The organism is Confluentibacter flavum (assembly GCF_002843175.1).
GTDB lineage: Bacteria > Bacteroidota > Bacteroidia > Flavobacteriales > Flavobacteriaceae > Confluentibacter > Confluentibacter flavum.
Map to the genome: position 1 here is coordinate 38613 of NZ_PJEO01000056.1, position 26511 is coordinate 65123.

Below are 26511 nucleotides of genomic sequence, written 5' to 3' on the forward strand. Positions count from 1 at the left end.
AATTATGAACGACACCAAAAAGGTAGGAACCTACCGCTACCGCATTTTAGCATTATTGTTTGCAGCAACTTCAATCAACTATTTTGACCGGAGTTTGATGGGTGTTATGTCGCCCGATTTAATCGAATGGTTTGGATGGACCAACCAAGATTATTCATACATAATAATGTCTTTTCAAACGGCTTATGCTATTGGCTTACTGAGTATGGGAGGTTTAATAGATCGTTTGGGGACAAAAAAAGGATATATTGTGTCCATTGGTATCTGGAGTTTTTTCGGAATGCTACATGCTGCCGTTGGTAAAAGCTATAGCTTTATAGGGTTTGTGCTGGCACGTTTTGGATTGGGCTACGGCGAATCCGGCAATTTTCCTGCCGCCATAAAAACCACTGCTGAATGGTTTCCAAAAAAAGATCGTGCTTTTGCAACGGGTATTTTTAATGCAGCTACAAGTGTTGGCGCCATTGCTGCTCCATTTGTTATTGCTGCCATAGTATATTGGTCTGGTGGTGAAAGAGGTGAGGGAGATTTGGTAAATTGGCAAATTCCATTTTTAATTACTGGGGTATTAAGTGCTATATGGGTGTTTTTATGGTGGAAAACCTATCAAAAGCCCGAAGGGCATCCAAAGGTGTCTCCTGAAGAAATGGCATATATAAATAGTGATTCGGTCATTGAAAATCAAGATAAGATTGCTTGGGTACGTGTGCTACCTAAAAAAGAAACCTGGGCTTTTGCTTTAGCTAAAGTGACCGATGCTGTTTGGTGGTTTTACCTTTTCTGGGGTGCCATTTTCCTAGCTGATAAGTTTGAGGTTGATATTAAAAATATGGGATTACCATTTCTGGTTATTTATCTTTTAGCCGATGTTGGAAGTATTTTTGGCGGATGGCTTTCTGGAGCCTTTATTAGAAAAGGTTGGTCAATTAACAAGGCAAGAAAAATAACCTTGCTTATTTGTGCTTTAATTATTTTACCAGTTGCCTTTGTTGCCACTACCGACAATAAATGGCTTGCCATTTTCTTGATTGGATTGGGGGCTTCGGGACATCAAGCTTGGTCTGCAAATATTTTCACTTTGGTATCGGATGTGTTTCCCAAAAAAGCGACTGCCTCAGTAGTAGGCATTGGCGGCATGGTTGGGGCAGTAGCAGGAATTGTAAGTAGCTTTATTTTAGGATCTGTTCTGGATAATGCCGGTAACACCGGATTCTTTTGGGCCTTTTTAGTAGCTGGTTCTTGCTACTTAATTATTCTTGGTTTTGTACATTTATTAATGCCAAAAATGACACCTCTAGATGAAAATTTAAATCATGTATATAATAATTAATGATGGTTTCTTAGTGTATGTTTATAAATGTCAAGATAGTTTAGATTAAAAAGATTGTAGAGAATAAATGAAAAAATTAAATAGAAAAAATGTTGGATTGGAAACTAAACTTCCAATAAAAATAGTACAATTTGGCGAAGGAAATTTTTTAAGAGCATTTGTTGGATATGCCTTCCAAGAATTAAATAAAGTAGCCGATTTTAATGCAGGCATTGCTGTTGTGCAACCTATTGAGAAAGGTTTGGTTAATATGCTAAATGATCAAGATGGTTTGTACACCTTGTTTATGAAAGGCATAAAAAAAGGTGAAGAAATTCAAAATATTGAACTTATTTCAAACATTGTAAAAGCGGTTGATCCTTATGCAAATTTTAATGATTATTTGAGCTTGGCTAAAGAGGCCTCATTGGAATTTATCATTTCAAATACTACGGAGGCAGGCATTGCCTATGTAAGTTCAGATACACCAAACATGCAACCTCCAAGTTCGTTTCCTGCTAAACTAACCCTGCTTTTACACGAACGTTTTAAGTATTTTAATGGTGATGCTACTAAAGGTTTAACCATCATTCCATGCGAACTTATCAATCATAATGCCGAAACTTTAAAAGACATCATTTTAAAATATGTAGCAGATTGGAACTTTGGCGATGATTTTAAAACATGGTTATTGGAAAGCAATGCTTTTCATAGCACATTGGTTGATAGAATTGTACCTGGTTACCCAAAGGATGAGATTGAAAATTACAACAGTCAATTAGATTATCAAGATAATTTAATCGTTGCTGCGGAAGCATTTTTCCTTTGGGTTATTGAAGGTGGCGACGATTTAAAAGCAAAATTGCCTTTCAGCAAAACAAATCTAGACGTTAAGATTGTTGATGATATGCAACCTTACCGAACCAGAAAAGTGAGGATTTTAAACGGTGCGCATACCGCTATGGTGCCTTTTTCCATTCTTTACGGAAATAAAACCGTAAAACAATCGGTCGATAATGTGTTCACTGGTGAGTTCATAAACAGAGCTGTTTTTAATGAAATTATTGATACTTTAGATATGGATAAAGCAGAACTAAATAGTTTTGCCGATGAGGTTTTTGACCGCTTTAGAAATCCATTCATCATCCATAACTTATCAAGCATTGCATTAAATTCGGTATCTAAGTTTACGGTAAGGGTATTGCCAAGTTTATTAGGATATGTAAAAATCCATAAAAAAATCCCAACTAACTTAACTTTTGCTTTTGCAGCATTGATACGTTTTTACAAAGGTACTTGGAACGGAGAAACCTTACCAGTTCAAGATAATGATGATATTGTTGCTACATTTGCAAAAATCTGGAAATCCAATGATTATTTGGAAATCGCTAAAAACGCATTAAGCATTAACGATTATTGGGGAGAAGATTTAACAAAAGTGGAGAAACTTACCGAAGCTGTTGCTTTAGCCCTAAAAGAAATGGATGCAAATGGCATTGAAGCCGGGTATAATAATTACATAAAAAAGTTCTAAATTTTTCATAGAAGTATAATAGATTTAAATATGCAAAAAAAACTCATAAAAGTCCATCCTACCGATAATGTAGCCGTAGCATTGGTAAATTTAAAAGCAGGCGATGTTGTATCTTTTGAAGGAGAGGAAATAAACATACTATCTGATACAAAATCCAAGCATAAAATTGCATTGGAAACATTTGAAACTGGAGCCAGAATCATAATGTATGGGGTTTTAGTTGGCAGTGCTAATAATACCATTAAAAAAGGAGATGTATTAACTACCGAAAATGTAAAGCACCAAAGCGAAAAAGTATTTGGAAGAACCGAAACTTTTAGTTGGACAGCTCCAAATGTTGATAAGTGGAAAGACAAAACCTTTTTAGGATATCATAGGGAAGATGGCCAAGTAGGAACAGAAAATGTGTGGTTATTTTTTCCATTGGTTTTCTGTGAAAATAGAAATATTGAAATTTTAAAAGACGTTTTTGAAAAAGAACTTTTAAAACAAAGAGCTAATCCGCACCAAATGTTGCTTCGCTCGTTAGTTAGTGGGGCGCAAGAAACAGAGGTTTTACCAACGACTTCAGATGTGTTTGATAATATTGATGTCAAATTCATTACCCATCCTGGAGGTTGTGGTAGTATTAGGCAAGACTCTGAAAGCTTAGCTAAACTATTGGCTGGTTACGTAAACAATCCAAATGTTGCAGGCGCAACGGTTTTGAGTTTAGGATGCCAAAATCTTCAAATAAGTACTTTTAAAAATGCGTTGAATGCTATTAATCCAAACCTAAACAAGCCAGTTCTTATTTTTGAACAGCAACAAATGGGTACGGTAGATAATATGTTGACTGCTATTGTAAAAGAATCTTTTGAAGCTATTAAAAAAGCAAATGAGGTTAAACGCAAACCTGCTCCATTATCTAAATTACGAGTTGGTTTGGAATGTGGTGGATCTGATGGGTTTTCAGGAATTTCAGCAAATCCAACATTAGGAGCTGTTTCTGATATTTTAACGGCTTTAAATGGAATCGCTATTTTATCTGAATTCCCAGAATTATGTGGTGTGGAACAAGAATTGGTCAATAGATGTGTTGAAGATGAAAAAGGAGAGAAGTTTTTAAAATTGATGAAAACTTATGAAAAATCCGTTATAGATGCTGGTTCCGGATTTGATATGAATCCCTCTCCCGGAAATATAAAAGATGGTTTAATTACAGATGCCATGAAATCGGCCGGTGCAGCCAAAAAAGGTGGCACATCGCCAGTACAAGATGTTTTGGATTATGGTGAGTATATCACTAAACCAGGACTTAATTTATTGTGTACACCAGGAAATGATGTTGAAAGCACCACCGCCATGGTAGGTTCTGGAGCTAATGTGGTGTTGTTTACGACGGGCTTAGGCACACCAACGGGAAATCCTATTGCACCAATTATTAAAGTGTCTTCAAATACTGAGCTTGCTCAAAAAATGCCAGATATTATTGATATAGAAACTGGTGCCGTCATTCGTGGTGAAAAAACCATTGAAGAAATGGCAGACGAAATGCTTGAATTTATTATTGATGTAGCAAGCGGGAAAATACAAACCAAAGCCAAATTATTGAATCAGAATGATTTTATTCCTTGGCGCAGAGGCGTTTCCTTATAATTTTTGAAATAAAAAAAACCGTTGAAGCTAGTTTCAACGGTTTTTTTATGAACTTAAAAGACATCTTATTCTTCCATCATTGAAGATTTATCAGCGTCATCACTATGTAAGGCTGTAAACAACCCGCCAAAATCTCCATAGCCTTGCTGTAAAATGATTTTGCCTTCTTCATTAAAATCAAGAGATTCATAATATTTCATGACAGCTGATTTTGCTTCAGTAGAATCTGTTGCAGGCAAAGTGACTTCCCATTCACCATAATAACGCACAGAACCATCTGGCTTTTTTGTATCAGGATTAACGCCGGGTAATAACACTAATGGATCTGTTATCAATTTAAAATCATAAGTTTCCCAAAGCATTTTATCATTTTTTTTAACATCATCTAAAGATAATGAATCTTTTGCCCCTACTCCTGTATCCAAAAGAATCGCATTGTCTGCATACATGGAATAATCTTGGTTTTCATCTTCAAATCCCTTGATATTGGCCAAAACTGTTTCTGAATTCTTATTGAACAATTCATCTGCGGTATTGTCCACTTTGGGTTGACATGCCATAAAGAATAATGACAAGCATAAAATCAAATAAATAGTTTTCATAATTGGTTTATGTTTAAGTTAGTAAAAACATAAATATACAAAAACTAATAATATCAACTTATAACTTTTTGAAAGTCAGTTGTTTTATTAAAAAATACTAGATTAAATTACTTCCTGATGGATTTTATTATAGCCATAGCATTTTTAACATCCTGCTCTAATTTAACATAATCTTTATTCGCAATGATCTCTTTTGATATTAATTGAGATCCCATCCCCACACAGGTGACACCGGCATCAAACCATCCTTTTAAATTGTCTTTGGTTGGAGATACACCGCCAGTAGGCATAATGCTTGTCCATGGTTGTGGTCCTTTAACACCTTTTACGAAATTTGGTCCGTACAAATCCCCTGGGAATAATTTTACTATTTCGCAACCTAATTCTTCTGCTTTAGCAATTTCGGTTACAGAGCCACAGCCGGGTGACCATAATACTTTTCTTCTGTTACAAACTATAGCAATATCTTCTCTCAATACAGGTGTTACAACAAAATTTGCGCCTAATGCCATGTATAAAGAGGCCGCTGCTGCATCGGTAACAGAACCAACTCCCATAATCATTCCCGGAAGTTCTTTAATCGCATATTTTGTTAATTCACCAAAAACTTCATGAGCAAAATCGCCACGAGCCGTAAACTCCATCAATCTGGCGCCACCATCATAACACGCTTTTAATACTTTTTTGCTTAATTCTATATCACTATGGAAAAATAAAGGAATCATCCCTGTATCTTTCATAGCTTGTGCTACTTCTAATCTTGAAAATTGTGCCATTTTTTAATATGTTTATTCGTTTAATCGTTCATTTGTTGATTTGGGTAACCGATTAAACGATTATACAATTCAACAAATAAACTAATTTATCTCGCTACTCTACCAGAGGCATCGCCACCCATTAGTTTTGTGACTTCCTCTACTGTTACCAAATTGGCATCACCTTTAATAGTGTGCTTTAAACATGATGCTGCCACTGCAAAGTCTAAAGCATTTTGGTCGTTGTCTGGATAGGTTAACAACCCATAAATCAATCCGCCCATAAAACTATCACCACCACCTACTCTATCAACGATATCAGTAATTTGATACTGACGGGTTTCATACATTTTTTTACCATCATATAAAACACCAGCCCACGTATTATGAGATGCAGAAATAGAACCTCTTAACGTCGTAATGACTTTTTTAGCTCTTGGGAATTTTTTCATCATTTGTTGGCAAACAGATAAAAAAGCTTCTGCTTTTACATCATGACCGTGTGTTTGAACATCCAAGCCTTCTGGTTTAATTCCGAAGTGCATTTCCGCATCTTCTTCATTTCCTAAAATAACATCGCAGTACGAAGTTAATTCAGTCATAATAGCTTCACGATCACCACCATATTTCCAAAGTTTAGCCCTGTAATTTAAATCTGTTGAAATGGTAACACCTAATTTACTAGCTGCTTTAACCGCTTCTAAACAAGCATCAGCTGAACTTTGTGAAATAGCTGGTGTAATACCTGTCCAATGAAACCATTCCACACCTTTAAATACCTCATTCCAATTAACCATGCCTGGTTGGATTTCAGACATCGCAGAATGTGATCTATCGTAAACGACTTTGCTGCCTCTAGATACTGCTCCAGTTTCCAAAAAGTAAATACCTAAACGCTCGCCGCCCCAAACGATTTTATCCACACCAACGCCTCTTTTACGCATTTCCATCATAGCGCATTGACCAATATCATTTTTTGGCAATCGTGTTACGAAATCAACTGAAATACCATAATTGGCTAATGATACTGCTACGTTAGATTCCCCTCCACCGTAAACAACCTCAAAATTGTCTGCTTGAGAAAATCTTAAAAATCCTTGGGGAGCTAATCTTAGCATGATTTCTCCAAATGTTACAACTCTACTCATTTAATAAATTTATTAATTATTTGTATTGGTTAATCGTTTGAACAGCTATTAAAAAAATTATGCTTAAAAACATATACATCAAAAAGAAAATATTTCAAATATAGATTTTTTAAAGGATATTCCTAAATAAAAACGGAATGTTAACAAAAAAGTTTATTTTTGTTCAAACGTTGAAACAAATATATACAAAAATTGGCTACCAAAAAAAAAACGACCATAAAAGATATTGCTAATGTGTTGGGCATTACACCTTCGGCGGTTTCAAAAGCACTAAGCAACCATCCCCGAATTAGTGATAAAACCAAAACAGCCGTTTTACAAATAGCCCAAAACTTAAACTACCAACCTAACCATTTAGCCAGTGCTTTAAGAAAAGGAAAAAGCAATTTGGTGGGTGTCATTATACCAAAAGCTAACAGCCATTTTTTCTCTTCCATTATAGAAAAAATTGAAGAGGTTTTAAATGAAAAAGGATATAATGTGATTATTGCACAATCAAACGAATCCTACAATAAAGAATGTAAAAGTATTGATGCTTTGTTATACACTCAAGTAGATGGCATCATTGCTTCTATGGCGAATGAAACGGTTAAATTGGATTATTATGAAAAAATTAAATCCAAAGGCATTCCTTTAATTTTATTTGACAGGGGTGAAAACGATTTGAATGTGGATTATGTTGGTATTGACGATTATTTAAGTAGCCATTTAGTAATTGAACATCTGGTTGAACAAGGTTGCAAAAGAATAGCACATATAGCCGGTTTTAGCCATACTAGAATTTATAAAAACAGGATTAGGGGCTATAGAGATGCTTTAGAAAAATTTGGTTTACCAATTGAAGACTCATTGATCATAGAAAGCAATTTGGGTATTGAAGATGGCAGACGCATTATGCAACAGCTTTTAGAACAGAAAAATAAACCAGACGCCGTATATGCCGCTGGAGATTATGCTGCATTGGGAGCGCTTCAAGTGTTGCAGGAAAACCATATAAATGTTCCTGAAGATATTGCTTTGGTTGGTTTTACTAATGAACCATTTACATCTTTAGTTACGCCGTCTATCACTTCTGTTGAACAACATAGCGAGCAAATTGGTAAAGTAGCTGCCGAAACACTTTTAAAGAGATTGGATTCCCCAAATGAAAAGGTATCTTTAAACAAATTAATTCTTCCTGCAGAGCTTATAATAAGATCGTCATCTAAAAAATTAATCAATAATATACTTTAAATTCTTTTTAATTAATCATTTACAAATTCTTATAAAGAATAAAAAACATCACTTTACTAAAAGTGTTAATAATAATCCCTTGAGTTAAAAAAATGCCTATTTTAGTCTAGTCCAAATTTTTAAAAAAATCAGTGTTGATTTTAACCAAAATGACATTTATGAAAAAATATTTACCGCTTTTTTTTGTGCTATTTAGTTACATGGCTTACTCTCAAAATACCGAAAGTAAAACCTACTCTTTTGATTCCATTGTTTCCCTAAACGTTCCAAATACCTTTTTTGAATCAGATACACTTGTTGATGGTGTAAAAATCCATCAAATAAGATTCAAAACAAATACCTATAATTTTATTGCCCAAAAAGTGCTTTTTCAAGATGAAAATCAAAAAGAAAGTCTTTCCAGGTTGCCATATAATTATACTAGTTTGATTGACGAGTATAACCGTGTTATAGCTAGAATGAGATATAGAGTACCTTATTATTTAAAGACTAAAACACTTGTTGAAAAAGAAGGTTTTACTGGTTATAATTTAAAATTTGTTAACGATGTAGATACGTCTACCTACGAAGCTGAATTTTATTTATTAAATAAAAATTTATATACTTTTTTCTATGCCAGCGATACACATTTTGATAAAGATGTTGTAGCTGAACTTTTTAATTCTATTAAAATAAATACGAATCAAGATATTAGTCAGTATTTGGGGAAACCACCAAAATATAGAATTGGCTATGTTATAGCTACTTATTTTTTCCTGAGTTTAATGCTTGTAGGCGTCGTCATTTATTTCATTAAAATTTACAGGAAAAAAACAGGTAAAACAGATTTTTTAAAGGAATAAAAATCTATAACTGATTATCTAAAATTAATCACCCAACGATTGTCACCCGGAACCTGTTTCAGGGTTTCATTAGTAAACCGAAGATGATCAATAATGTGGTATGTGATAGCTGCTGGGACAGCATAACGGATCAATAATCGTTCTTGTGAAAACGATATTTGTTATTCTTAATAATTATCGACAAAAAAACAACCCCTAAAAATTTGATTCTTAGGGGTTGTTTTTTTATGTGTTGTGTTTTTTAACCTGCTTGTTGCTTTTTCATTTTATCTACTTTCATCTGGTTTAATTCTTCTTCAAAAGGACCTGTTTTATTTTTCTTCATCTGCTCTAATTGTTGCAATTCCATTTTAATTTCCGCACTTCTTTTTAAAGACTTATTCAACTTTTCGTCCCTAAGTTCTTGCTTCATCAAGTTCTCTTTTTTTCTTGCTTCTTCAAGTTCTTCCTGTTCAATTTTCAACCGCTTTTCTTTTCTCTTTTCCAAAACGACGGGGATGTATGAATACCCATACATACTTATAAATAATAAAGCTATTATTGCTAAAATCAAATAACCGTGTTCCATAAAAATTTAGAATTAATAATTAAATTTAAAAATCAAAGAATAATTCTTACTCATTAACTGAATAATTAAAAATAAAAGTATATAAAAAGACTATACAAATAAAAATAACAAGTTGAACCGCTTAAAAAAAAGATAAAATAAAAAAAAACAATGAAAAATCTCGAATAATTGGAAAAGAAGTAAAAGGAGATGTATCTATGTTTAAGAATTAGAGCATGTTAGTTTTTTGATTATTTGATAAGTACAGTTTATTTTTCAACTTCTGAACCTTCATGTTTCCATTTTGAGAAACCACCTTCTAAATCATAAATTTTCACAAACCCTATTTCAATCATTTTTTCGGCACAATTCGCACTTCGTTTACCAGAGTTGCAATAAAGATATACAGGTTTTTCTTTATCCAATTTATTGATATCATCAAAAAATGTAGGTGAAAAAAAATTGATGTTTTGCGCCCCTTTAATATGCCCTTTATTATATTCTTCTTGGGTTCTCACATCAATTAATTGAACATTATCAGCTTCCAAAAAACTTTGCATTTCTTCTGGAGTGATGACCGTAATTTTTGAACTTTCAGCTTCTTTACAACCTGAAAAGGTTATAAGAAGTAATAAAAATAAGTATGGCAGTTTCTTCATTTGGCTTAAGTTAGTCTATATCAACAATATCTCCAGTCCATTGCAGCATACCTCCTTCGAGGTTATAGGCATTTTCAAATCCTAATTGCTCCATAATTTGGCAAGCTTGTCCGCTTCTGTTACCAGACCGACAATACAAATAGTAATTTTTGCTTTTATCCAAAGCTTCAACTTCATTTATAAAATCTTGACCTTTATAAAAATCGATATGAATGGCATTAGGAATGATGCCTTCTGATACCTCAGCATCGGTTCTAACATCAAGAATCACGGCATTATCATCACTTGCCAATTGTTCAGCCCATTCTTCTTGAGATAAATCTTCTATCATAATCTGAAATTAAATAATTACAAACTTAATATTTCTAATTTGAATATGAACAAAAAAAAATCTGAAGTGTTATAAACTTCAGATTTTTCTATATTATTTTCGATGAACTAAACTTTTATAGTGCACCCAATGGCCTTCGTTTCCTTTTCAGGAACATCATCTCCCTTAAGCAAGGCATTTACGGCATTTTCTACATATTTGGTTTTTACTGCTGAAGCATCTTGATAATTATCATCAATAGCACCAATATATTTTACAACGTTTCCTTTAGATGTTTTTTGTAAAATAAACACATGTGGCGTTTTGGTAGCCCCATATTTTGGATATACAGATTGTTCCTTATCAATTAAATAAGGAAATGTAAACCCTTTACTTTTTGCTCTTTCTTTCATTTTATCCATGCTGTCACCCGGTTGCACATCTGTATTGTTAGGCATAATGGCTATTACAGGATAACCCATAGACGCATACTTATTGTTAAGTGCTATGATTCTATCTTCGTAACCTACAGCATAAGGACAGGTGTTACAGGTAAAAGTAACTATGTAGCCTTTGGCATCTTTATAATCGGATAGAGAAACCATTTTGCCATCAATATTCATTAATTTAAAGTCTTCGGCAACGTCGCCCACTTTATAACCGTCTGCTACTGCTATTTTATTAACAGTAAAAGCACTCAAACCAATGATGAGTGTTAATAATGATAAAATTTTGATTGTCTTCATAGGTAAATATTTATTGTTTTTTAAAAGTTAAGCTTATTTTAAAAATTGTTTTAATTCTTTTTCTAATGATTCGTAGGTAAACGATTGTTCATAAAATTTGCTCGTATCGTTTTTATAAATGATGGTTGCTGGAATGGAGCCGGACCAATTTTCATCTACTTTGGGTATCCAAGTATTCATATCAACATCATTCAATGCTACTACTTTAGATTGTATATTTTTGTCTTTGATAAAAGGTTTTAATTTGGACTCATAAAGATGTGGGAAATCCAAACTCACAAAAAGCACTTCAACATTCTCTTTTTTATATTCTTGATTTAACTTTTCAAAATAAGGCATTTCCTTTACACATGGTGCGCACCAAGTTGCCCAAAAATTAACAACGTACACCTTATCATCCTTTTTTTCTAAAAACTTTTGAAAGCCATTAAAATCATAAACTTCAAGATCAGTGTTTGTAATTTCAATGGTATTATCTTTAGTTTTTGAAACAACATTTGAAGCTTCACTAGCCTTTTTATTATTACAAGAAGAAACAATGAGTGCTAATACCAAGAACTTTATAATTCTCATTTATTTATATTTTTAATAAATCTTTAGCTATAAATTTAGATAATACTAAACTTGTCTGTGATTGTTTAACAAAATTTTATAATTATGTGAATATTATAAAACTTATTATATACATTTGTATATACAACAGTTGAAGATGAATATTGAATCCATCTTAAAAATAAGTTCAGATTTATCATTATCCAAAAAAGCCGTAATCAATGTATTGTTTACTTATGGCCTGATAAATAAAACATTAAACGACGTTCTTAAACCTTTTGATATAACCATTCAGCAATTCAATGTGCTTAGAATTTTACGTGGTCAGCATGAAAAACCAATTAGTTTAGAAACTATGCAGGATCTCATGATAAATAAAATGAGCAATACCACGAGGCTGATTGATAAGCTTGTTAAAAAAAATTATGTCAAAAAGAATATTAATAAAACAAATCGCAGAAAAATAGATATTACTATTACCCATGAGGGATTAAAGCTTCTTGATATCATAGACGCAATAATTGATATCACAGAAAAAAAAATCATCGGTTCTTTAACAGATGAAGAAACTCAAGAACTGATTCGATTATTAGGCAAGGTAAGATTAATAGCAAACTAACTCTCTCTATTCCTGATGAATCAGCATAAACACTACCATATATCTTATGGTAGTTTTTTGTTTAAAAAAACACGCGAAAGTATTGTGTAATTATATTTTCATTTCTATATTTGGCACAGTTAAAACAAAATATGAATACATTTTTAAATAAAACTTGGTGGTGGAGCTTTAGAAACTTAAATTTCGTGAAGTAAAACCTAGTATATTTAAAACTTAAAATATCCAAAAGGCTTGTCATTCACGACAGGCCTTTTTTTATGAAACTATTTATGATGACATTTAATTTACATACGCACCACAAAAAAATTTTAACGGACACTATTACGCCAGTGACTGTTTACTATAAAATAAGGGACAAATACCCAAACAGCATACTTCTGGAAAGTGGGGATTACCATGCAAGCCAAAAAAACTTCTCCTATATATGCTTTAATCCTATAGCATCTATAAAAGTTGAAAACGAGGTAATAACACAAACATTTCCTGACGGAAGTACCACTTCAACCAAAATTGATGGGACCATTAATCTGGCTAATGAAATTCATCACTTCACAAAACGTTTTGAGACTGATACAGAAGAGAGCTTTAAATTCATAAACAATGGTATTTTTGGTTACACTGCTTATGATGCCGTAAGGTATTTTGAGGATGTTGCTATCAGCAAAAAAGAGAATTCCATTAACATTCCAGATGTGTATTACGCTGTTTATCAGAATATTATTGCCATCAATCATTTTAAAAACGAAGCGTATATTTTTGCGCATTGTTTTAATGGAGAAAACAATATTCATGAAATAGATGAATTGATTAATATCCAAAATTTTCCTTCTTATAAGTTTTCGCCATCAGGCGATATCACCTCAAATCTAACCGATGATGAGTATAAAACCCATGTAGAGCTTGCTAAAAAGCATTGTGCTAGAGGCGACGTGTTTCAATTGGTATTATCAAAAAGCTTCACTCAAGAATTTAAAGGCGACGAGTTTAATGTTTATAGAGCTTTGAGGAGCATTAATCCGTCACCCTATCTATTTTATTTTGATTACGGTAATTTCAAAATCTTTGGAAGTTCCCCTGAAGCCCAACTGATTGTAAGTGATGGTAAAGCTGAAATACATCCCATTGCAGGCACTTTTAAACGTACAGGTGATGATGTAAAAGATGCCGAATTGGCCGAAGCCTTGAAAAAGGACAGTAAAGAAAATGCTGAGCATGTGATGTTGGTAGATTTGGCTAGAAACGATTTAAGTCGCCATGGTAGCAACGTTACCGTAGACACCTATCGCGAAGTTCAGTTTTTTTCACATGTCATTCATTTGGTGAGTAAAGTCACTGGACAAAAACATACCGAAACGCCCACCATGCAAGTAGTTGCCGATACGTTTCCTGCAGGCACGTTAAGTGGTGCGCCCAAGCACAGAGCCATGCAACTTATTGAACAATACGAAAAAACAAGTCGAGGGTTTTATGGCGGTGCTATTGGCTTTATGGATTTTAACGGCAATTTTAATCATGCCATTATGATTAGGACTTTTTTAAGTAAAGACCATAAATTACATTGGCGAGCAGGTGCCGGATTGGTTTCAAAATCAAACCCAGAAGATGAATTGCAAGAAGTTTATAATAAATTAGGTGCATTAACAAAAGCCATTAAATTAGCTGAAGACATATAAAATGAAGATACTAGTTATAGATAATTACGACAGTTTCACTTACAATTTGGTTCATTATTTAGAAGATCTAAACTGTGATGTTACTGTATTGAGAAACGATAAATTGACTTTAGAAGATGTGGAACCGTTTGATAAAATCGTTTTATCACCAGGTCCTGGTATTCCAGATGAAGCGGGTTTATTAAAGACCATCATAAAAAAATATGCGCCAACAAAAAGCATTTTGGGTGTTTGCTTAGGGCAACAAGCCATTGGGGAGGTTTTTGGTGGTTCTCTAATTAATTTAGACGAGGTGTATCATGGTGTTGCAACTAAGGTCACCATTACCGTAGATGACGAATCACTATTTAACGGACTTGAAAAAGAAATTGAAGTAGGACGATACCATTCTTGGGTGGTAGATGCAAATTTACCGGACAGTTTAGAAGCTACTTCTTTTGATTCCAACGGACAAGTCATGTCCTTGCGCCACAAGGTATATGACGTTAAAGGTGTGCAATACCATCCAGAATCGGTCTTAACGCCTTTTGGAAAACAGATATTGAAGAATTGGATTGATAGTTAGACGATAGATTTTAGACTTAAGACAATAGATACAAGATATGAATAACTATAAGGATTTGAAGGTTTGGCAAAAATCAATGGACTTGGCTGAAAAAGTTTATATGTTAACATCTACTTATCCAAAAGAAGAAAAATATGGGTTGATTAGCCAAATTCAAAGAAGTGTTATTTCCATACCTTCAAACATTGCAGAAGGTGCCGGAAGGAATTCAAATAAAGAATTCAGAAACTTTCTAGGAATAGCTAATGGCTCCATTAATGAATTAGCAACACAATTAACACTTTCAATTAGAATTGGTTATGTAAAAGAAAACGAACTAGAGGATATTTTTAACCTGATCACTGAAATCCAAAAGATGAATTTCACCTTAATTAAAAAATTTTCTAATATCTAACATCTTAAGTCTATAGTCTATGAAAAACATATTAAACGGACTCATTAACCACGAAACCTTAGAAAGCGAAGAGGCTAAACAGATTTTGGTAAACATTTCCAACCAAATGTACAACCAAAGTCAAATTGCTTCCTTTCTTACGGTTTTTATGATACGCAGCATCACACTTGAAGAACTCAAAGGGTTTAGAAATGCCCTTTTAGAGCTATGTGTTCCCATCAATTTAAACGATTTTAATGCCATTGACTTATGTGGCACCGGTGGTGATGGCAAAAACACGTTTAATATTTCAACATTAGCATCATTTGTCACTGCTGGTGCAGGCGTACATGTGGCTAAACACGGTAATTATGGCGTGTCTTCCTCTTGTGGTTCATCAAACGTTATGGAGTTTTTGGGCATTAAATTTTCAAGTGATGAGGACTTTTTAAAACGCGCAATGGATAAAGCAGGCATTTGCATATTGCACGCGCCTTTGTTTCATCCAGCTATGAAACATGTAGCACCTATTCGTCGTGAATTGGGCGTAAAAACGTTTTTCAACATATTGGGTCCCATGGTAAACCCATCATTCCCAAAAAATCAAATGGTGGGGGTTTTTAATTTAGAATTGCTAAGGCTCTACGGCTACTTATATCAGAATACAGATAAAAATTATAGTATTGTGCATGCCTTAGATGGTTATGATGAAATATCTTTGACAGGAAAAACAAAAGTGATTTCCAACGAGAGTGAACTATTATTTTCACCCGAAGATTTAGGACTTTCACAAATAAAACAAGACGCTATATATGGTGGCAACACTGTTGAAGAAGCCGCTAAAATATTTATGGATGTCATTCACGGAAAAGGTACTGAAGCACAAAACAATGTGGTTTGTGCCAATGCCGGGTTAGCGATTGCGACAGTGAAACAAATCAGTCACAAACAAGGTTTTGAACTCGCCAAAGAGTCCTTACTTTCTGGAAAAGCAAAACAAAGTTTAGAGATATTAATAGAATTGAGTAGATAAATCCCATCCTAAATCCTTCCCCAAGGGAAGGACTTAAAAAAGATGGAGCATAACAAAATAGTTCCCTTTCCTTTGGAAAGGGTTAGGGATAGAAAAAATGAATATATTAGATAAGATAGTAGCCGATAAACGTCAAGAAGTCGATTTAAAAAAATCGTTGGTTCCTGTATCTCAATTAGAACGATCCGTTTTATTTGAAAGGAAAACGACTTCTTTAGCCCATAAATTAAGAAACAGTTCCTCAGGTATTATTGCCGAACATAAAAGACGATCTCCTTCAAAATCAACTATCAATCAGAATTTAAACGTACAGGATGTAGCCAAAGGTTACGAACATGCAGGAGTATGTGGTATGTCTGTTTTAACCGATTTAAAATATTTTGGTGGTGCTTTAGACGATTTAATATTAGCAAGAGCGAGTTGTAACCTACCTTTGTTACGAAAAGAGTTTATCATTGACGAATACCAAATATTGGAAGCCAAAGCGTCTGGCGCCGATGTTATTTTGCTTATTGCAGCGATTTTAACGAGAGAGGAAATCAAACAATATTCAGAATTTGCCAAGAGCTTACAATTGGATGTATTATTGGAAGTTCATAACGAAGAAGAATTAGACAAATCCATCATGCCAAGTTTGGATATGTTGGGTGTAAACAATAGAAACTTAAAAACCTTTGAAGTCAGCCTAGACATAAGTAAAAAACTAAGTGAGATGATTCCAAATGAGTTTGTTAAAGTATCTGAAAGTGGTATCAGCAATATTAAAGCCATTAAAGAATTACGGCCTTTTGGTTTCCAAGGCTTTTTAATTGGAGAAAACTTTATGAAAACGGATAATCCGGGCAAAAGTGCTATGGAGTTTATAAATCAATTAAACAAGTGATTTGTCATTCCGCAATTGATGCGGAATCCATTATAAATTGAACTAAAAACAAAAAGATTCCCACTTTCGTGGGAATAAGAAAATATGAGGCTTAAAGTTTGCGGTATGAAATACCAAGATAATATCGAACAAGTTGCAGCATTGCAACCAGACTATCTTGGCTTTATTTTTCACGAAAAATCCAAAAGACATTTCGGTGAAAACGACATGCCCCAAATACCTCATTCCATAAAAAAAACAGGGGTTTTTGTGGATACTGAACTTCATGAAGTCATTGAGAAAATAAACTTTTATCATTTACACGCTGCTCAATTACATGGACATGAATCACCTGAATATTGTGAAAAATTAAAAGCATATAATATTGAAATCATCAAAGCATTTTCAGTCGATGACAGTTTCAATTTTGATGATTTAAAACCTTACGAACCTGTTTGTGATTACTTTTTATTCGATACCAAAGGCAAATTGCCCGGGGGCAACGGTTACACTTTTGACTGGACTATTTTAAATAAATATCCTTCAACAAAACCGTTCTTTTTAAGTGGTGGTATTGGTTTGAAAGAGGTTGATAGTATTTTGTTATTCCTAGAAAAGCCAGAATCCAAATATTGTTATGCCATCGATGTAAATAGTAAATTTGAAATAGAAGCAGGATTAAAAGATATTGAAATATTAAAAGAGTTTAAAAACAAATTATGTCACTTCGAGTAATTTTTGAGGCACGAAAAAATTGTATCGAGAAGTCAAAAGTTCTCGATACAAAATTCTAAAAAAAAGAATTTCACTCTAACTGACAAAAAAAATAACAGGAATTGTTAGAATTAAAAGATATTGAAACATTAAAAGAGTTTAAAATGAGCTTGTCATTCCGCACTTGATGCGGAATCCATTATAAATTAAATATAAATTAAATAGATTCCTGCCTTCGCAGGAATAGAAATAACATGAATTACAACGTAAACGAAAAAGGCTATTATGGAGAATTTGGAGGCGCATTCATACCAGAAATGCTCTATCCAAATGTAGAAGAATTACGCCAAAAATACTTGAGCGTTATGGCTGAACCTGACTTTATAAAAGAGTTCAATCAATTGCTTAAAGATTATGTGGGCCGCCCTTCTCCACTCTATTATGCCAAGCGACTTTCAAAAAAATACAATACTAAAATCTACTTAAAACGTGAGGATTTAAATCATACTGGTGCACATAAAATTAATAATACCATTGGTCAGATTCTCATGGCTAAACGCCTAGGAAAAACCAGAATTATTGCCGAAACGGGTGCTGGTCAACATGGTGTTGCCACAGCTACGGTTTGTGCTTTAATGGGATTGGAATGTATTGTTTATATGGGTGAAATTGATATTGCTCGTCAAGCTCCCAATGTGGCCCGCATGAAAATGTTAGGTGCTAAAGTGGTTCCTGCCTTATCGGGTAGTAGAACACTTAAAGATGCAACCAACGAGGCCATTCGCGATTGGATCAACAACCCCGTAAACACGCATTATATCATTGGATCTGCTATTGGCCCACATCCGTATCCAGATATGGTCACACGGTTTCAATCGGTTATTTCCGAAGAAATTAAATGGCAATTAAAAGAACAAGAAGGCACGGAAAACCCAGATTATGTGGTGGCCTGTATTGGCGGTGGCAGTAATGCTGCGGGTACTTATTACCATTTTTTACACGAACAAGACGTGAAGATTATCGCTGTTGAAGCTGCTGGATTGGGAGTTGATTCTGGTGAAAGTGCTGCAACTTCTGTTTTAGGAAAAGAAGGCATTATTCATGGCTGTAAAACGCTATTGATGCAAACTAAAGACGGACAGATTACTGAGCCTTATTCTATTTCTGCAGGATTGGATTACCCTGGTGTTGGTCCCATGCATGCCCATTTAGCAAAAACGGGACGTGCCGAATTTATGGCGATAACAGACGATGAAGCGATGACCGCTGGTTTAGAGCTGTGCCAATTAGAAGGTATTATTCCAGCGATAGAAACTTCTCATGCGCTTGCCATTTTTGAGCAAAGAACCTTTAAACCAGATGATGTTATTGTGGTGAGTTTATCTGGGCGAGGGGATAAGGATTTGGATACTTATATTAAATATTTTAAACTGTAAGGTCGTACTGAACTTGTTTCAGCATCACATTAAAAAAAATTGGTGAGAACCTGAAACAAGTCAGGTTGACAAAAACAATACATTATGAATCGAATTCAAAATAAATTACAAGAAGACAAAAAACTTCTATCCATATATTTTACAGCTGGGTATCCCAATTTGGATGATACCATAAACATCATTCAAGAGTTAGAAAAAAATGGGGTTGATATGATTGAAATCGGCTTGCCTTTTAGTGATCCATTGGCCGATGGCCCAACCATTCAAGCGAGTTCAACCAAAGCTTTAAAAAATGGCATGACTTCGGAAGTGCTTTTCAATCAACTTAAAGACATTCGAAAAACGGTGAACATTCCGTTAATCATCATGGGCTATTTTAATCCCATACTTCAATACGGTGTGGAAGCATTTTGCAAAAAATGTCAAGAAGTTGGTATTGATGGGTTGATTATTCCCGATTTACCTGTAGATGTATATCACGATGATTATAAATCCACGTTTGAAACATACGGATTAATAAATGTGTTCTTAATCACGCCACAAACTTCCGATGAGCGCATTCAGTTTATAGATTCTGTCTCCAACGGATTTATCTATATGGTAAGTAGTGCCAGTGTTACGGGAAGTCAGTCCGGTTTTGGTGACGAAAATACTAGGTATTTTAAACGTATTGCTAACATGAATCTTCAAAATCCTCAGATTATTGGATTTGGTATTTCTGATAGTAAAACATTTACACAAGCCACCGAATATGCGCAAGGTGCCATTATAGGTAGTGCTTTTATAAAATTCCTTAGTGATCATCCTATTGATAAAATCAGTAAATTCGTTACATCCATCAGATAATTAATTTGTTTCAATAAAAACGTTTTTTAAAATGAATAAAAATCTTAGTGCCATTGTATTTGGCATCGCCATTGTGCTAGCTTCCATTATTTTAGGAAACGCTTTTATCAATAGAAACAAAACAGCTGGAACCATATCCGTTACAGGTTTGGGAGAAGCTAACTTTACATCCGACCTCATCGTTTGGGAGGCTAGATTTTCGCAAGTAAACATGGATTTAAAACAAGCTTATGCCGATTTGCAAAGAGACAAAGAAATTATTTCTGAATACCTTAAATCTAAAGGTTTGAATGATAGCGTATTTGTTTTCAATGCGGTTGTCACTGAGAAAAACTTTAAACAAAATTATACGAATGATGGCAAATATATAGGTCAAGAGTTTACCGATTATACATTGACACAAACCGTTCAAATTAATTCAAAAGACGTGGAAAATGTTGAAAAAATTTCGAGGGAAGTCACAGATTTATTGAACAAGGGTATCCAATTATATTCTATGGCGCCTCGCTATTACTACTCAAAACTTGAAGATTTAAAAATTGAAATGGTTTCTCAAGCGACTGAAAATGCACACCTGCGTGCCAAAAGCATTTCTGAAAATTCTGGAGCTAAATTGGGAGATCTTTCTATAGCACAAATGGGTATATTTCAAATTACCGGACAAAACTCCAATGAAGACTATTCTTGGGGCGGCGTTTATAACACGGCGTCAAAAGAGAAAACCGCATCCATAACCATGAAATTAACCTATCACGTCAAGTAAATTAATGCCTTTAAACATTGTTCTTATAGAACCAGAAATACCCAACAATACAGGCAATATTGGCAGGTTGGCCTTGGCTTCTGGCTCTCATTTACATCTTGTAAAACCATTCGGATTTCAAATTGACGATACCAAATTAAAACGTGCCGGGTTGGATTATTGGCAACACCTCACCATCACTTATTACGAGTGCGTTGACGACTTTTTCAAAATTAACAAAGACCAAAACCTGGTGTTTCTTTCTAGCCATGGCCATAAAAACCATTGGGACATCCCTTTTGAAGACAATCTATTTTTAATTTTTGGAAAAGAATCTGTTGGACTGCCAAAAACAATTACCGAAAAACATGCCGAAAGCCTTTATAAAATTCCGTTATACAGCACCCATGTGAGAAGTTTAAATTTAGCTAATGCAGTGGGTATTGTCGTGTATGAAGGGTTAAGGCAATTAAGGTAAAACTAATTCCTAAATAATTGCATCTTTTACTGTTATTCAGCCCTTAAAAGCGTGATTAACAACCTCTACTTCCAAGTTTTAAGATACATTTAAGACAATTTAAATAGTTATTTCTTATATTATCGGTGAACCTTAAAAATAGAAATCATGGGAATTATTGAAGATAAAAAGAAATTTAAAACAACAAAAGAACAAACACATCCAACAAATCCGACTGGAAATGTGAATCAAAAAACAAATAAGTTTGATATTAATGAAAAAACCATTAAAAAACAACAGAACAAGAAATAATATTCTCAATACAAATATAAGTAAGCACCGCTAGACGATGTAGGAAGATATTATGAAGGGTAATAGACCATAAAGTTAAAGCAAAATTATAGCTGTAGCTTTTCGGAAAAATTTGACTAACTTCGTTACATGAGGTATCAAACTAACTATCAAAAAGTTACCTTTCATTTCTATCGCTCATGAAAAAAATTATAATTTTCTCGCTCGCAGCCATCATTTTATTCTTATTGGCTTTTAACCCTTTCGGGGAAACCCCAGCAGTCAAATTTTTAGATGCCTTAAATAATGAACAGAGAGCGAAAGTTCAATTTCCGTTTGACCATACTTCAAAAACGTTTTGGCATTATTTCCCTGCCTCCATGACACCAAGGGCAGGCATTCAAATATTAGATTTAAACACTACTCAGAAACAATTATTCAATACCCTGTTACAGTCCTTTCTTTCAGAAACAGGTTATAGCAAAACCCAAAAAATTATAGATTTAGAGAACGTTTTATTGGAAGCGACCGGAGATAGTATTCGCCGCCATCCAGAGAAGTATTTTATAGCCTTTTATGGTAATCCAGAAACCGATAGCTTGTGGGCTTGGTCTTTTGAAGGACATCACATCTCATTAAACTTTACCGTTCTTAATGGAACTATTTCCGCTAGTCCAAGATTTTTAGGAGCCAATCCAGCTACCATATTATCTGGAAAAAGAAAAGGAGAACGAACGCTTGATAGAGAAGAAGATTTAGGTTTTGAATTGGTTAATTCATTATCTGATGAACAGAAAAAGACCGCAATCTTTCAAGACAGTTCCCCATTTGATATTGTAACCACTAATTCGCCAGAAGTTGAGCCCTTAAACCCAGTTGGAATAAAGTTTGCCGACCTGAATGACTCACAACAAATCATATTTTTAAAGCTTGTTAATGAATATCTAGCAACTATACCTGTAGAGCAAACTAACAAAAGAATAGAACGTATTCAGGAAGAAGATTTGGATATGCTAAGATTTGGATGGGCTGGTGCAACGGCTTTAGGCAAAGGACACTACTATAGAATTCAAGGACAATCGTTTTTAATTGAATTTGATAACACTCAAGATAATGCAAACCATATCCATTCTGTTTGGAGGGATTTCGACGGTGACTTTGGAAAAGATTTAATTAAGGAACATTATAAAAATTCGGACCACCATAAACATTAGGACTTTCGTTTCTTCAACATCTGTAAATACATCGCTTCCACTTTCGTTCTAGCCCACGGGGTACGCCTTAAAAATTGTAAGCTCGATTTTACCGAAGGCTTATCCGTAAAGCATTTAATTTTTATGTTATAGCCCATATATTCCCAACCGTAATGTGCCACCAAATCGTTTATGATTTGCTCTAAAGTGATGCCGTGTAGTGGGTTGTTGGGTTGCGAACTCATAACGATTCTACTAGTTTTTTAATTTTTGTAGCTTTCTCAAAATGGTCCAAGGTATGTTCCTGAATCCACCACGTAGCAGTTTCCATTAATAACTCTGGATGTTGGTTTTTATTTTCAAAAAAGGCATAGAAAGACACACCTACGTCCGCTCCCTTTTCCTTTATTTTCTTATCACAAACTTCTAAAATCTTAGCTCTTAAAATGGGTGACATAACGCTTAGTTTCTTCTATCGGTTCTAGAACGTTCGTTGTTCCGACTTGGTCGTCTGGAACTATTGGCTTTTTGCGTATTTGAAGATCTGGAACTACTATTATTTCTAGATCGATTCCCGCCGCCTTGTTGTCTTTTCTCAGGTTCTGTAGACGCATTAGGGTCTGGCTCAAAACCTGCTAAAAGTTCAGATGGTATTTTCATACCTACCAGTTTTTCAATATCACGTAAAAAAGTGGTTTCATCTGGACTCACCAACGATATGGCTTCACCAACGGCACCAGCTCTACCTGTTCTACCAATTCTATGGACGTAATCCTCAGGGATGTTCGGGATTTCAAAATTAATGACATGTGGCAACAACGGAATATCCAAGCCTCGTGCCGCAATATCGGTAGCAACCAACACACGTACACTTCCTTTTTTAAATCCTTCTAAAGCTTTAGTTCTAGCACCCTGACTTTTATTGCCGTGTATGGCTGCGGTTGTAATACCAGCCTTCACCAATTTTTCAGCAAGTTTATTGGCACCGTGTTTGGTACGTCCGAACACCAATACTTGTTTCCAGTTCCCTTCAGAGATTAATTTAATAATCAAATCCGTTTTTAAACCTTTAGCAACGCGGTATACTTTTTGGCTAATGGCATCCACCGTCGTGTTTTCTGGAGTCGCCTCCACTTGTACCGGGTGATTTAAAATACCATGTGCTAATTTCTTGATATCTGCCGAAAATGTTGCCGAAAACATTAAGTTCTGGCGTTTTTCTGGCATTAATTTTATAATACGTTCAATATCCCGTAAAAAACCCATGTCGAGCATACGGTCGGCTTCATCCAATACTAAAATCTCCACACGTTTTAAGGAGATGTGATTCTGATTGATTAAATCCAACAAACGGCCTGGTGTTGCCACCAATACATCAATCCCTTGGCGCATGGTTGCTACTTGAGGTTTTTGGTTGACACCACCAAAAATAACGGCACTGCGTATGTTTACAAATTCACTGTATTCTTTAACGTTGGCGTACACTTGGGCTGCCAACTCGCGGGTTGGCGTGAGTATCAAGGCGCGAATAGGACTGTATTTTTCTTTCGGATTTTCAGATAACAAATGCAAAAGCGGCAAGGTAAACCCAGCTGTTTTTCCAGTACCTGTTTGGGCTGATGCCAAGATATCTTTGCCTTGTAATATATGCGGAATGGCTTTTTGTTGAATAGGACTTGGGGTTGAATATCCCTTTTTGCTAATAGCTTTTAGCAAGGCTTGAGATAAGCCTAAATTGGTAAATGACATAGTTTGTTTTTATGAAGCAAACACTATTTCATTTAGGTTACTCCTTTAATTTTGGGCAAATGTACAGCTTATTTTAGGATTATGTGCAAATAGTTGATTTTGTAAACATATCAAGCTTATGGGTTGCAAACAATGTTGGTAAAAAAGCAAGACATTGTTTTGATAGATTGTAAGAAAAGGTTATGTTTGGTTTAAATTGCAAAAAGCATAAAATGACTAAAAATCTAAGCGGAACAAAAAATGCTAAAAGTTGGGCATATCCTGCCAAATTGGTGGTATAACCTGATAAAAGTTCCGCATATAAACAAGTTGTGTACAATTAAAAAAGGAAAACAATGAAAAAATATAAATTAATTATTCTATTTCTCTTTATGGGAAATTACTTGTTTGGTCAAACATCAAAAAGTATTGGTGAAGCAACCAGTCAATTTATATCTACCCTTAGTCAAGAAGAAATAGAATTGGTGAGCTTCGATTTTGAAGATTCTTTGAGAACGAAATGGACAAATCTTCCGATTGGGTTGCAAAAAAGACACGGAATAAGATATGGTCATCTATCCGAGAATAGTAAGATTGCTTTCCATCATTTATTGACCACTCTATTTAGTTCTCAAGGATACTTGAAGACAACCAGTATTATGGTACTTGACGATGTGCTAAACGAAGTCTATAAGGAGGCTTACGAGAGAAAATTGATTCCCGATGAAGTTTACCAAGAAATACGAGCACTGAATTGGGATTATGGAAATTACTTCATTGCGATTTGGGGTGAGCCAAATTTACAAGACCCTTGGGGACTAAAATTTGAAGGACATCACATTTCAATAAATCTATCGATTGTTGGCGGTGAAGTTTCCCTTACACCTCTATTCTTAGGAACTGACCCGGCAGAGGTCACCATATCTAAGTATTCCGGGTTAAGAGTGCTAAGCAAAGAAGAAGATTATGGCCTGTTATTCATAAATTCATTAAATGAAGAACAAAAACAAATTGCCACTTTGAGTCAAGAAGTTCCAGGGGATATTATTACTAATCCATCAAATAATCAAAGAATTACTGAGTACCAAGGAATAAAAGCGAGTAAACTAACCACAGAGCAGAAAGATATATTGATGATGCTTATTAAAGAGTATATCAACAACCTCGAGCATGCAAAATCACATAAATATTTGAGTAAAATTGAAGAATCAGGAATTGATGAAATTTACTTTGCTTGGATAGGAAGTTATAAAATACGAGAACCAAATTATTACATAATCAACGGTCCTGATTTTATAATAGAATATGATAACGTAGGATTTAATAATGACGGTAATCACATTCATTCTATCTGGAGAGAAAAGGGCAATGATTTTGGAGAAGATATTTTAAAAGCTCACTATTTACAGCATAAACACTAAAACTGTACACAACAATGTATATGCGATAATGCTCCCTAAACGGTCGCTCTCCGCATATACTAACCGTTGTGTGTCATTTGAACTAAAACTTATGAAAGGAATTTTGACTTTACTTTTTTTAATTAATCTGACTATTTCCTGTGCTCAGAATGAACAAGTAAATATAGTTGGAGAATGGAAAATTATTTCCGTAAACAGTGGAGACTTTTATCTGAATACTAAAAAGGACTCTATTTCATTTTCAAAGCACTTTAAAGAAGTGTTTACTGATTCGCTGGAATTAGATAATGTTATAAAAGTTACGAAAATGACTTATAACAATAACATAATGGAGTTCAATGACAACGGAATTTTTACTCAAAAAATTGATTCCGAATTGAGAATAAATGGGACTTACGAAGTAGACCCATCGATTGGAAAAATAAATGTGTTATTAAAAGAAAATGTGAATTGGGAAATGGACTATGTATTAGTCGATGAACAATTGCATCTGACTACAACACTTTATGGGAAAAAATCTGAATTCGTCCTTGAAAAAGTTAAAAAATAAAAAAACGCCACACAACACCGCGTATAAAAAACTGCTAGTTTTAGCTAACACAAAGTTGGTTGCTCGTTTGCTAGCTTCTGATTTTGTTTGCACCCGTTCTCCCCCGCTAGCGCTCGTTTGCAACGAGTGCCGT

Annotated in this window: 31 protein-coding genes; 20 read left to right on the top strand and 11 right to left on the bottom strand. The window is 34.4% G+C overall.

Features of this window, described 5'->3' with window-relative positions; translation table 11 throughout:
- Positions 1–4 precede the first annotated feature (4 nt).
- From CSW08_RS16420 to CSW08_RS16430, 3 genes are all read left to right on the top strand, one after another.
- Positions 5–1330 carry an MFS transporter gene (locus CSW08_RS16420; RefSeq protein ID WP_106661008.1) on the top strand — a complete coding sequence of 442 codons (1326 nt, stop codon included), beginning with the start codon at positions 5–7 and terminating at the stop codon, positions 1328–1330.
- Between the two features lie 67 nt (positions 1331–1397).
- Positions 1398–2843 (top strand): tagaturonate reductase, encoded by a 1446-nt coding sequence (locus CSW08_RS16425; protein ID WP_106661010.1) that lies wholly within the window; start codon positions 1398–1400, stop codon positions 2841–2843.
- Between the two features lie 30 nt (positions 2844–2873).
- On the top strand, positions 2874–4481 hold the full coding sequence (locus tag CSW08_RS16430) for a UxaA family hydrolase (protein WP_106661011.1): 1608 nt from the start codon (positions 2874–2876) through the stop codon (positions 4479–4481).
- A gap of 65 nt (positions 4482–4546) precedes the next feature.
- Here CSW08_RS16430 and CSW08_RS16435 read toward each other — a convergent pair whose 3' ends face one another.
- The 3 genes from CSW08_RS16435 to CSW08_RS16445 all read right to left on the bottom strand — a co-directional run bounded on the left by CSW08_RS16435 (position 4547) and on the right by CSW08_RS16445 (position 6986).
- Positions 4547–5083: a hypothetical protein gene (locus CSW08_RS16435; RefSeq protein ID WP_157831525.1), complete on the bottom strand. Its 537-nt coding sequence runs from the start codon at positions 5081–5083 to the stop codon at positions 4547–4549.
- Positions 5084–5190: 107 nt separating this feature from the next.
- Positions 5191–5859 (bottom strand): bifunctional 4-hydroxy-2-oxoglutarate aldolase/2-dehydro-3-deoxy-phosphogluconate aldolase, encoded by a 669-nt coding sequence (locus CSW08_RS16440; RefSeq protein ID WP_106661013.1) that lies wholly within the window; start codon positions 5857–5859, stop codon positions 5191–5193.
- Between the two features lie 86 nt (positions 5860–5945).
- Positions 5946–6986, bottom strand: a complete 1041-nt coding sequence (locus CSW08_RS16445; RefSeq protein WP_106661014.1) for a sugar kinase — start codon at positions 6984–6986, stop codon at positions 5946–5948.
- A gap of 192 nt (positions 6987–7178) precedes the next feature.
- Here CSW08_RS16445 and CSW08_RS16450 point away from each other — a divergent pair, with 192 nt between their 5' ends.
- Both CSW08_RS16450 and CSW08_RS16455 read left to right on the top strand, forming a co-directional pair.
- Complete coding sequence (locus CSW08_RS16450) at positions 7179–8219, top strand: LacI family DNA-binding transcriptional regulator (protein ID WP_106661015.1); 1041 nt, start codon at positions 7179–7181, stop codon at positions 8217–8219.
- Positions 8220–8377: 158 nt separating this feature from the next.
- Positions 8378–9061 carry a hypothetical protein gene (locus tag CSW08_RS16455; RefSeq protein ID WP_157831526.1) on the top strand — a complete coding sequence of 228 codons (684 nt, stop codon included), beginning with the start codon at positions 8378–8380 and terminating at the stop codon, positions 9059–9061.
- Positions 9062–9302: 241 nt separating this feature from the next.
- On the opposite strand, the gene CSW08_RS16460 is transcribed toward CSW08_RS16455, so the two are convergent.
- The 5 genes from CSW08_RS16460 to CSW08_RS16480 form a co-directional block, all read right to left on the bottom strand.
- Positions 9303–9629: a hypothetical protein gene (locus CSW08_RS16460; protein ID WP_106661017.1), complete on the bottom strand. Its 327-nt coding sequence runs from the start codon at positions 9627–9629 to the stop codon at positions 9303–9305.
- A gap of 248 nt (positions 9630–9877) precedes the next feature.
- On the bottom strand, positions 9878–10267 hold the full coding sequence (locus CSW08_RS16465) for a rhodanese-like domain-containing protein (protein ID WP_106661018.1): 390 nt from the start codon (positions 10265–10267) through the stop codon (positions 9878–9880).
- A gap of 10 nt (positions 10268–10277) precedes the next feature.
- Positions 10278–10598 (bottom strand): rhodanese-like domain-containing protein, encoded by a 321-nt coding sequence (locus tag CSW08_RS16470; RefSeq protein WP_106661019.1) that lies wholly within the window; start codon positions 10596–10598, stop codon positions 10278–10280.
- Between the two features lie 107 nt (positions 10599–10705).
- Positions 10706–11323: a thioredoxin family protein gene (locus CSW08_RS16475; protein ID WP_106661020.1), complete on the bottom strand. Its 618-nt coding sequence runs from the start codon at positions 11321–11323 to the stop codon at positions 10706–10708.
- A 33-nt stretch (positions 11324–11356) separates the two neighbouring features.
- Positions 11357–11896, bottom strand: coding sequence for a TlpA disulfide reductase family protein (locus CSW08_RS16480; protein WP_106661021.1), 540 nt, complete (start codon positions 11894–11896; stop codon positions 11357–11359).
- A 136-nt stretch (positions 11897–12032) separates the two neighbouring features.
- Between CSW08_RS16480 and CSW08_RS16485 the strand changes: the two genes are divergently transcribed.
- The 13 genes from CSW08_RS16485 to CSW08_RS16540 all read left to right on the top strand — a co-directional run bounded on the left by CSW08_RS16485 (position 12033) and on the right by CSW08_RS16540 (position 22700).
- Positions 12033–12494 carry a MarR family winged helix-turn-helix transcriptional regulator gene (locus CSW08_RS16485; protein ID WP_106661022.1) on the top strand — a complete coding sequence of 154 codons (462 nt, stop codon included), beginning with the start codon at positions 12033–12035 and terminating at the stop codon, positions 12492–12494.
- Between the two features lie 269 nt (positions 12495–12763).
- Positions 12764–14167, top strand: a complete 1404-nt coding sequence (locus CSW08_RS16490) for an anthranilate synthase component I family protein (RefSeq protein ID WP_106661023.1) — start codon at positions 12764–12766, stop codon at positions 14165–14167.
- Position 14168: 1 nt separating this feature from the next.
- Complete coding sequence (locus CSW08_RS16495) at positions 14169–14732, top strand: anthranilate synthase component II (RefSeq protein WP_106661024.1); 564 nt, start codon at positions 14169–14171, stop codon at positions 14730–14732.
- 37 nt (positions 14733–14769) lie between these two features.
- A complete protein-coding gene (locus CSW08_RS16500; RefSeq protein ID WP_106661025.1) occupies positions 14770–15126 on the top strand; it encodes a four helix bundle protein in 357 nt (118 codons plus the stop codon).
- A 19-nt stretch (positions 15127–15145) separates the two neighbouring features.
- Positions 15146–16138, top strand: a complete 993-nt coding sequence (trpD, locus tag CSW08_RS16505) for an anthranilate phosphoribosyltransferase (protein WP_106661026.1) — start codon at positions 15146–15148, stop codon at positions 16136–16138.
- 97 nt (positions 16139–16235) lie between these two features.
- The gene (trpC, locus tag CSW08_RS16510) at positions 16236–17021 is read left to right on the top strand and encodes an indole-3-glycerol phosphate synthase TrpC (protein WP_106661027.1); all 786 of its coding nucleotides are present in this window, start codon (positions 16236–16238) and stop codon (positions 17019–17021) included.
- A gap of 84 nt (positions 17022–17105) precedes the next feature.
- The gene (locus CSW08_RS16515; RefSeq protein ID WP_106661028.1) at positions 17106–17735 is read left to right on the top strand and encodes a phosphoribosylanthranilate isomerase; all 630 of its coding nucleotides are present in this window, start codon (positions 17106–17108) and stop codon (positions 17733–17735) included.
- A gap of 233 nt (positions 17736–17968) precedes the next feature.
- Complete coding sequence (trpB, locus tag CSW08_RS16520; protein ID WP_106661029.1) at positions 17969–19150, top strand: tryptophan synthase subunit beta; 1182 nt, start codon at positions 17969–17971, stop codon at positions 19148–19150.
- A gap of 84 nt (positions 19151–19234) precedes the next feature.
- Positions 19235–19996 (top strand): tryptophan synthase subunit alpha, encoded by a 762-nt coding sequence (gene trpA / locus CSW08_RS16525; RefSeq protein WP_106661030.1) that lies wholly within the window; start codon positions 19235–19237, stop codon positions 19994–19996.
- Between the two features lie 31 nt (positions 19997–20027).
- The gene (locus CSW08_RS16530) at positions 20028–20759 is read left to right on the top strand and encodes an SIMPL domain-containing protein (protein ID WP_106661031.1); all 732 of its coding nucleotides are present in this window, start codon (positions 20028–20030) and stop codon (positions 20757–20759) included.
- Between the two features lie 4 nt (positions 20760–20763).
- A complete protein-coding gene (locus CSW08_RS16535) occupies positions 20764–21216 on the top strand; it encodes a tRNA (cytidine(34)-2'-O)-methyltransferase (RefSeq protein ID WP_106661032.1) in 453 nt (150 codons plus the stop codon).
- 147 nt (positions 21217–21363) lie between these two features.
- Positions 21364–21507, top strand: coding sequence for a hypothetical protein (locus CSW08_RS18315; protein WP_203226915.1), 144 nt, complete (start codon positions 21364–21366; stop codon positions 21505–21507).
- Positions 21508–21686: 179 nt separating this feature from the next.
- Entirely contained in the window at positions 21687–22700 is a 1014-nt protein-coding gene (locus CSW08_RS16540; RefSeq protein ID WP_106661033.1) for a DUF3500 domain-containing protein, read from the top strand.
- Here the strand turns inward: CSW08_RS16540 and CSW08_RS16545 are convergent.
- The 3 genes from CSW08_RS16545 to CSW08_RS16555 are packed head-to-tail and all read right to left on the bottom strand — an operon-like array spanning position 22697 to position 24428.
- On the bottom strand, positions 22697–22924 hold the full coding sequence (locus tag CSW08_RS16545) for a VF530 family protein (protein ID WP_106661034.1): 228 nt from the start codon (positions 22922–22924) through the stop codon (positions 22697–22699). The genes CSW08_RS16540 and CSW08_RS16545 overlap by 4 nt on opposite strands.
- Positions 22921–23136: a DUF6500 family protein gene (locus CSW08_RS16550; RefSeq protein WP_106661035.1), complete on the bottom strand. Its 216-nt coding sequence runs from the start codon at positions 23134–23136 to the stop codon at positions 22921–22923. The genes CSW08_RS16545 and CSW08_RS16550 overlap by 4 nt, the downstream gene beginning before the upstream one ends.
- A gap of 5 nt (positions 23137–23141) precedes the next feature.
- The gene (locus CSW08_RS16555) at positions 23142–24428 is read right to left on the bottom strand and encodes a DEAD/DEAH box helicase (protein WP_106661036.1); all 1287 of its coding nucleotides are present in this window, start codon (positions 24426–24428) and stop codon (positions 23142–23144) included.
- A 335-nt stretch (positions 24429–24763) separates the two neighbouring features.
- Here CSW08_RS16555 and CSW08_RS16565 point away from each other — a divergent pair, with 335 nt between their 5' ends.
- Together CSW08_RS16565 and CSW08_RS16570 are read left to right on the top strand one after the other, a co-directional pair.
- Positions 24764–25828, top strand: coding sequence for a DUF3500 domain-containing protein (locus CSW08_RS16565; RefSeq protein WP_106661038.1), 1065 nt, complete (start codon positions 24764–24766; stop codon positions 25826–25828).
- 91 nt (positions 25829–25919) lie between these two features.
- Complete coding sequence (locus CSW08_RS16570; protein WP_106661039.1) at positions 25920–26378, top strand: hypothetical protein; 459 nt, start codon at positions 25920–25922, stop codon at positions 26376–26378.
- Positions 26379–26511 lie beyond the last annotated feature (133 nt).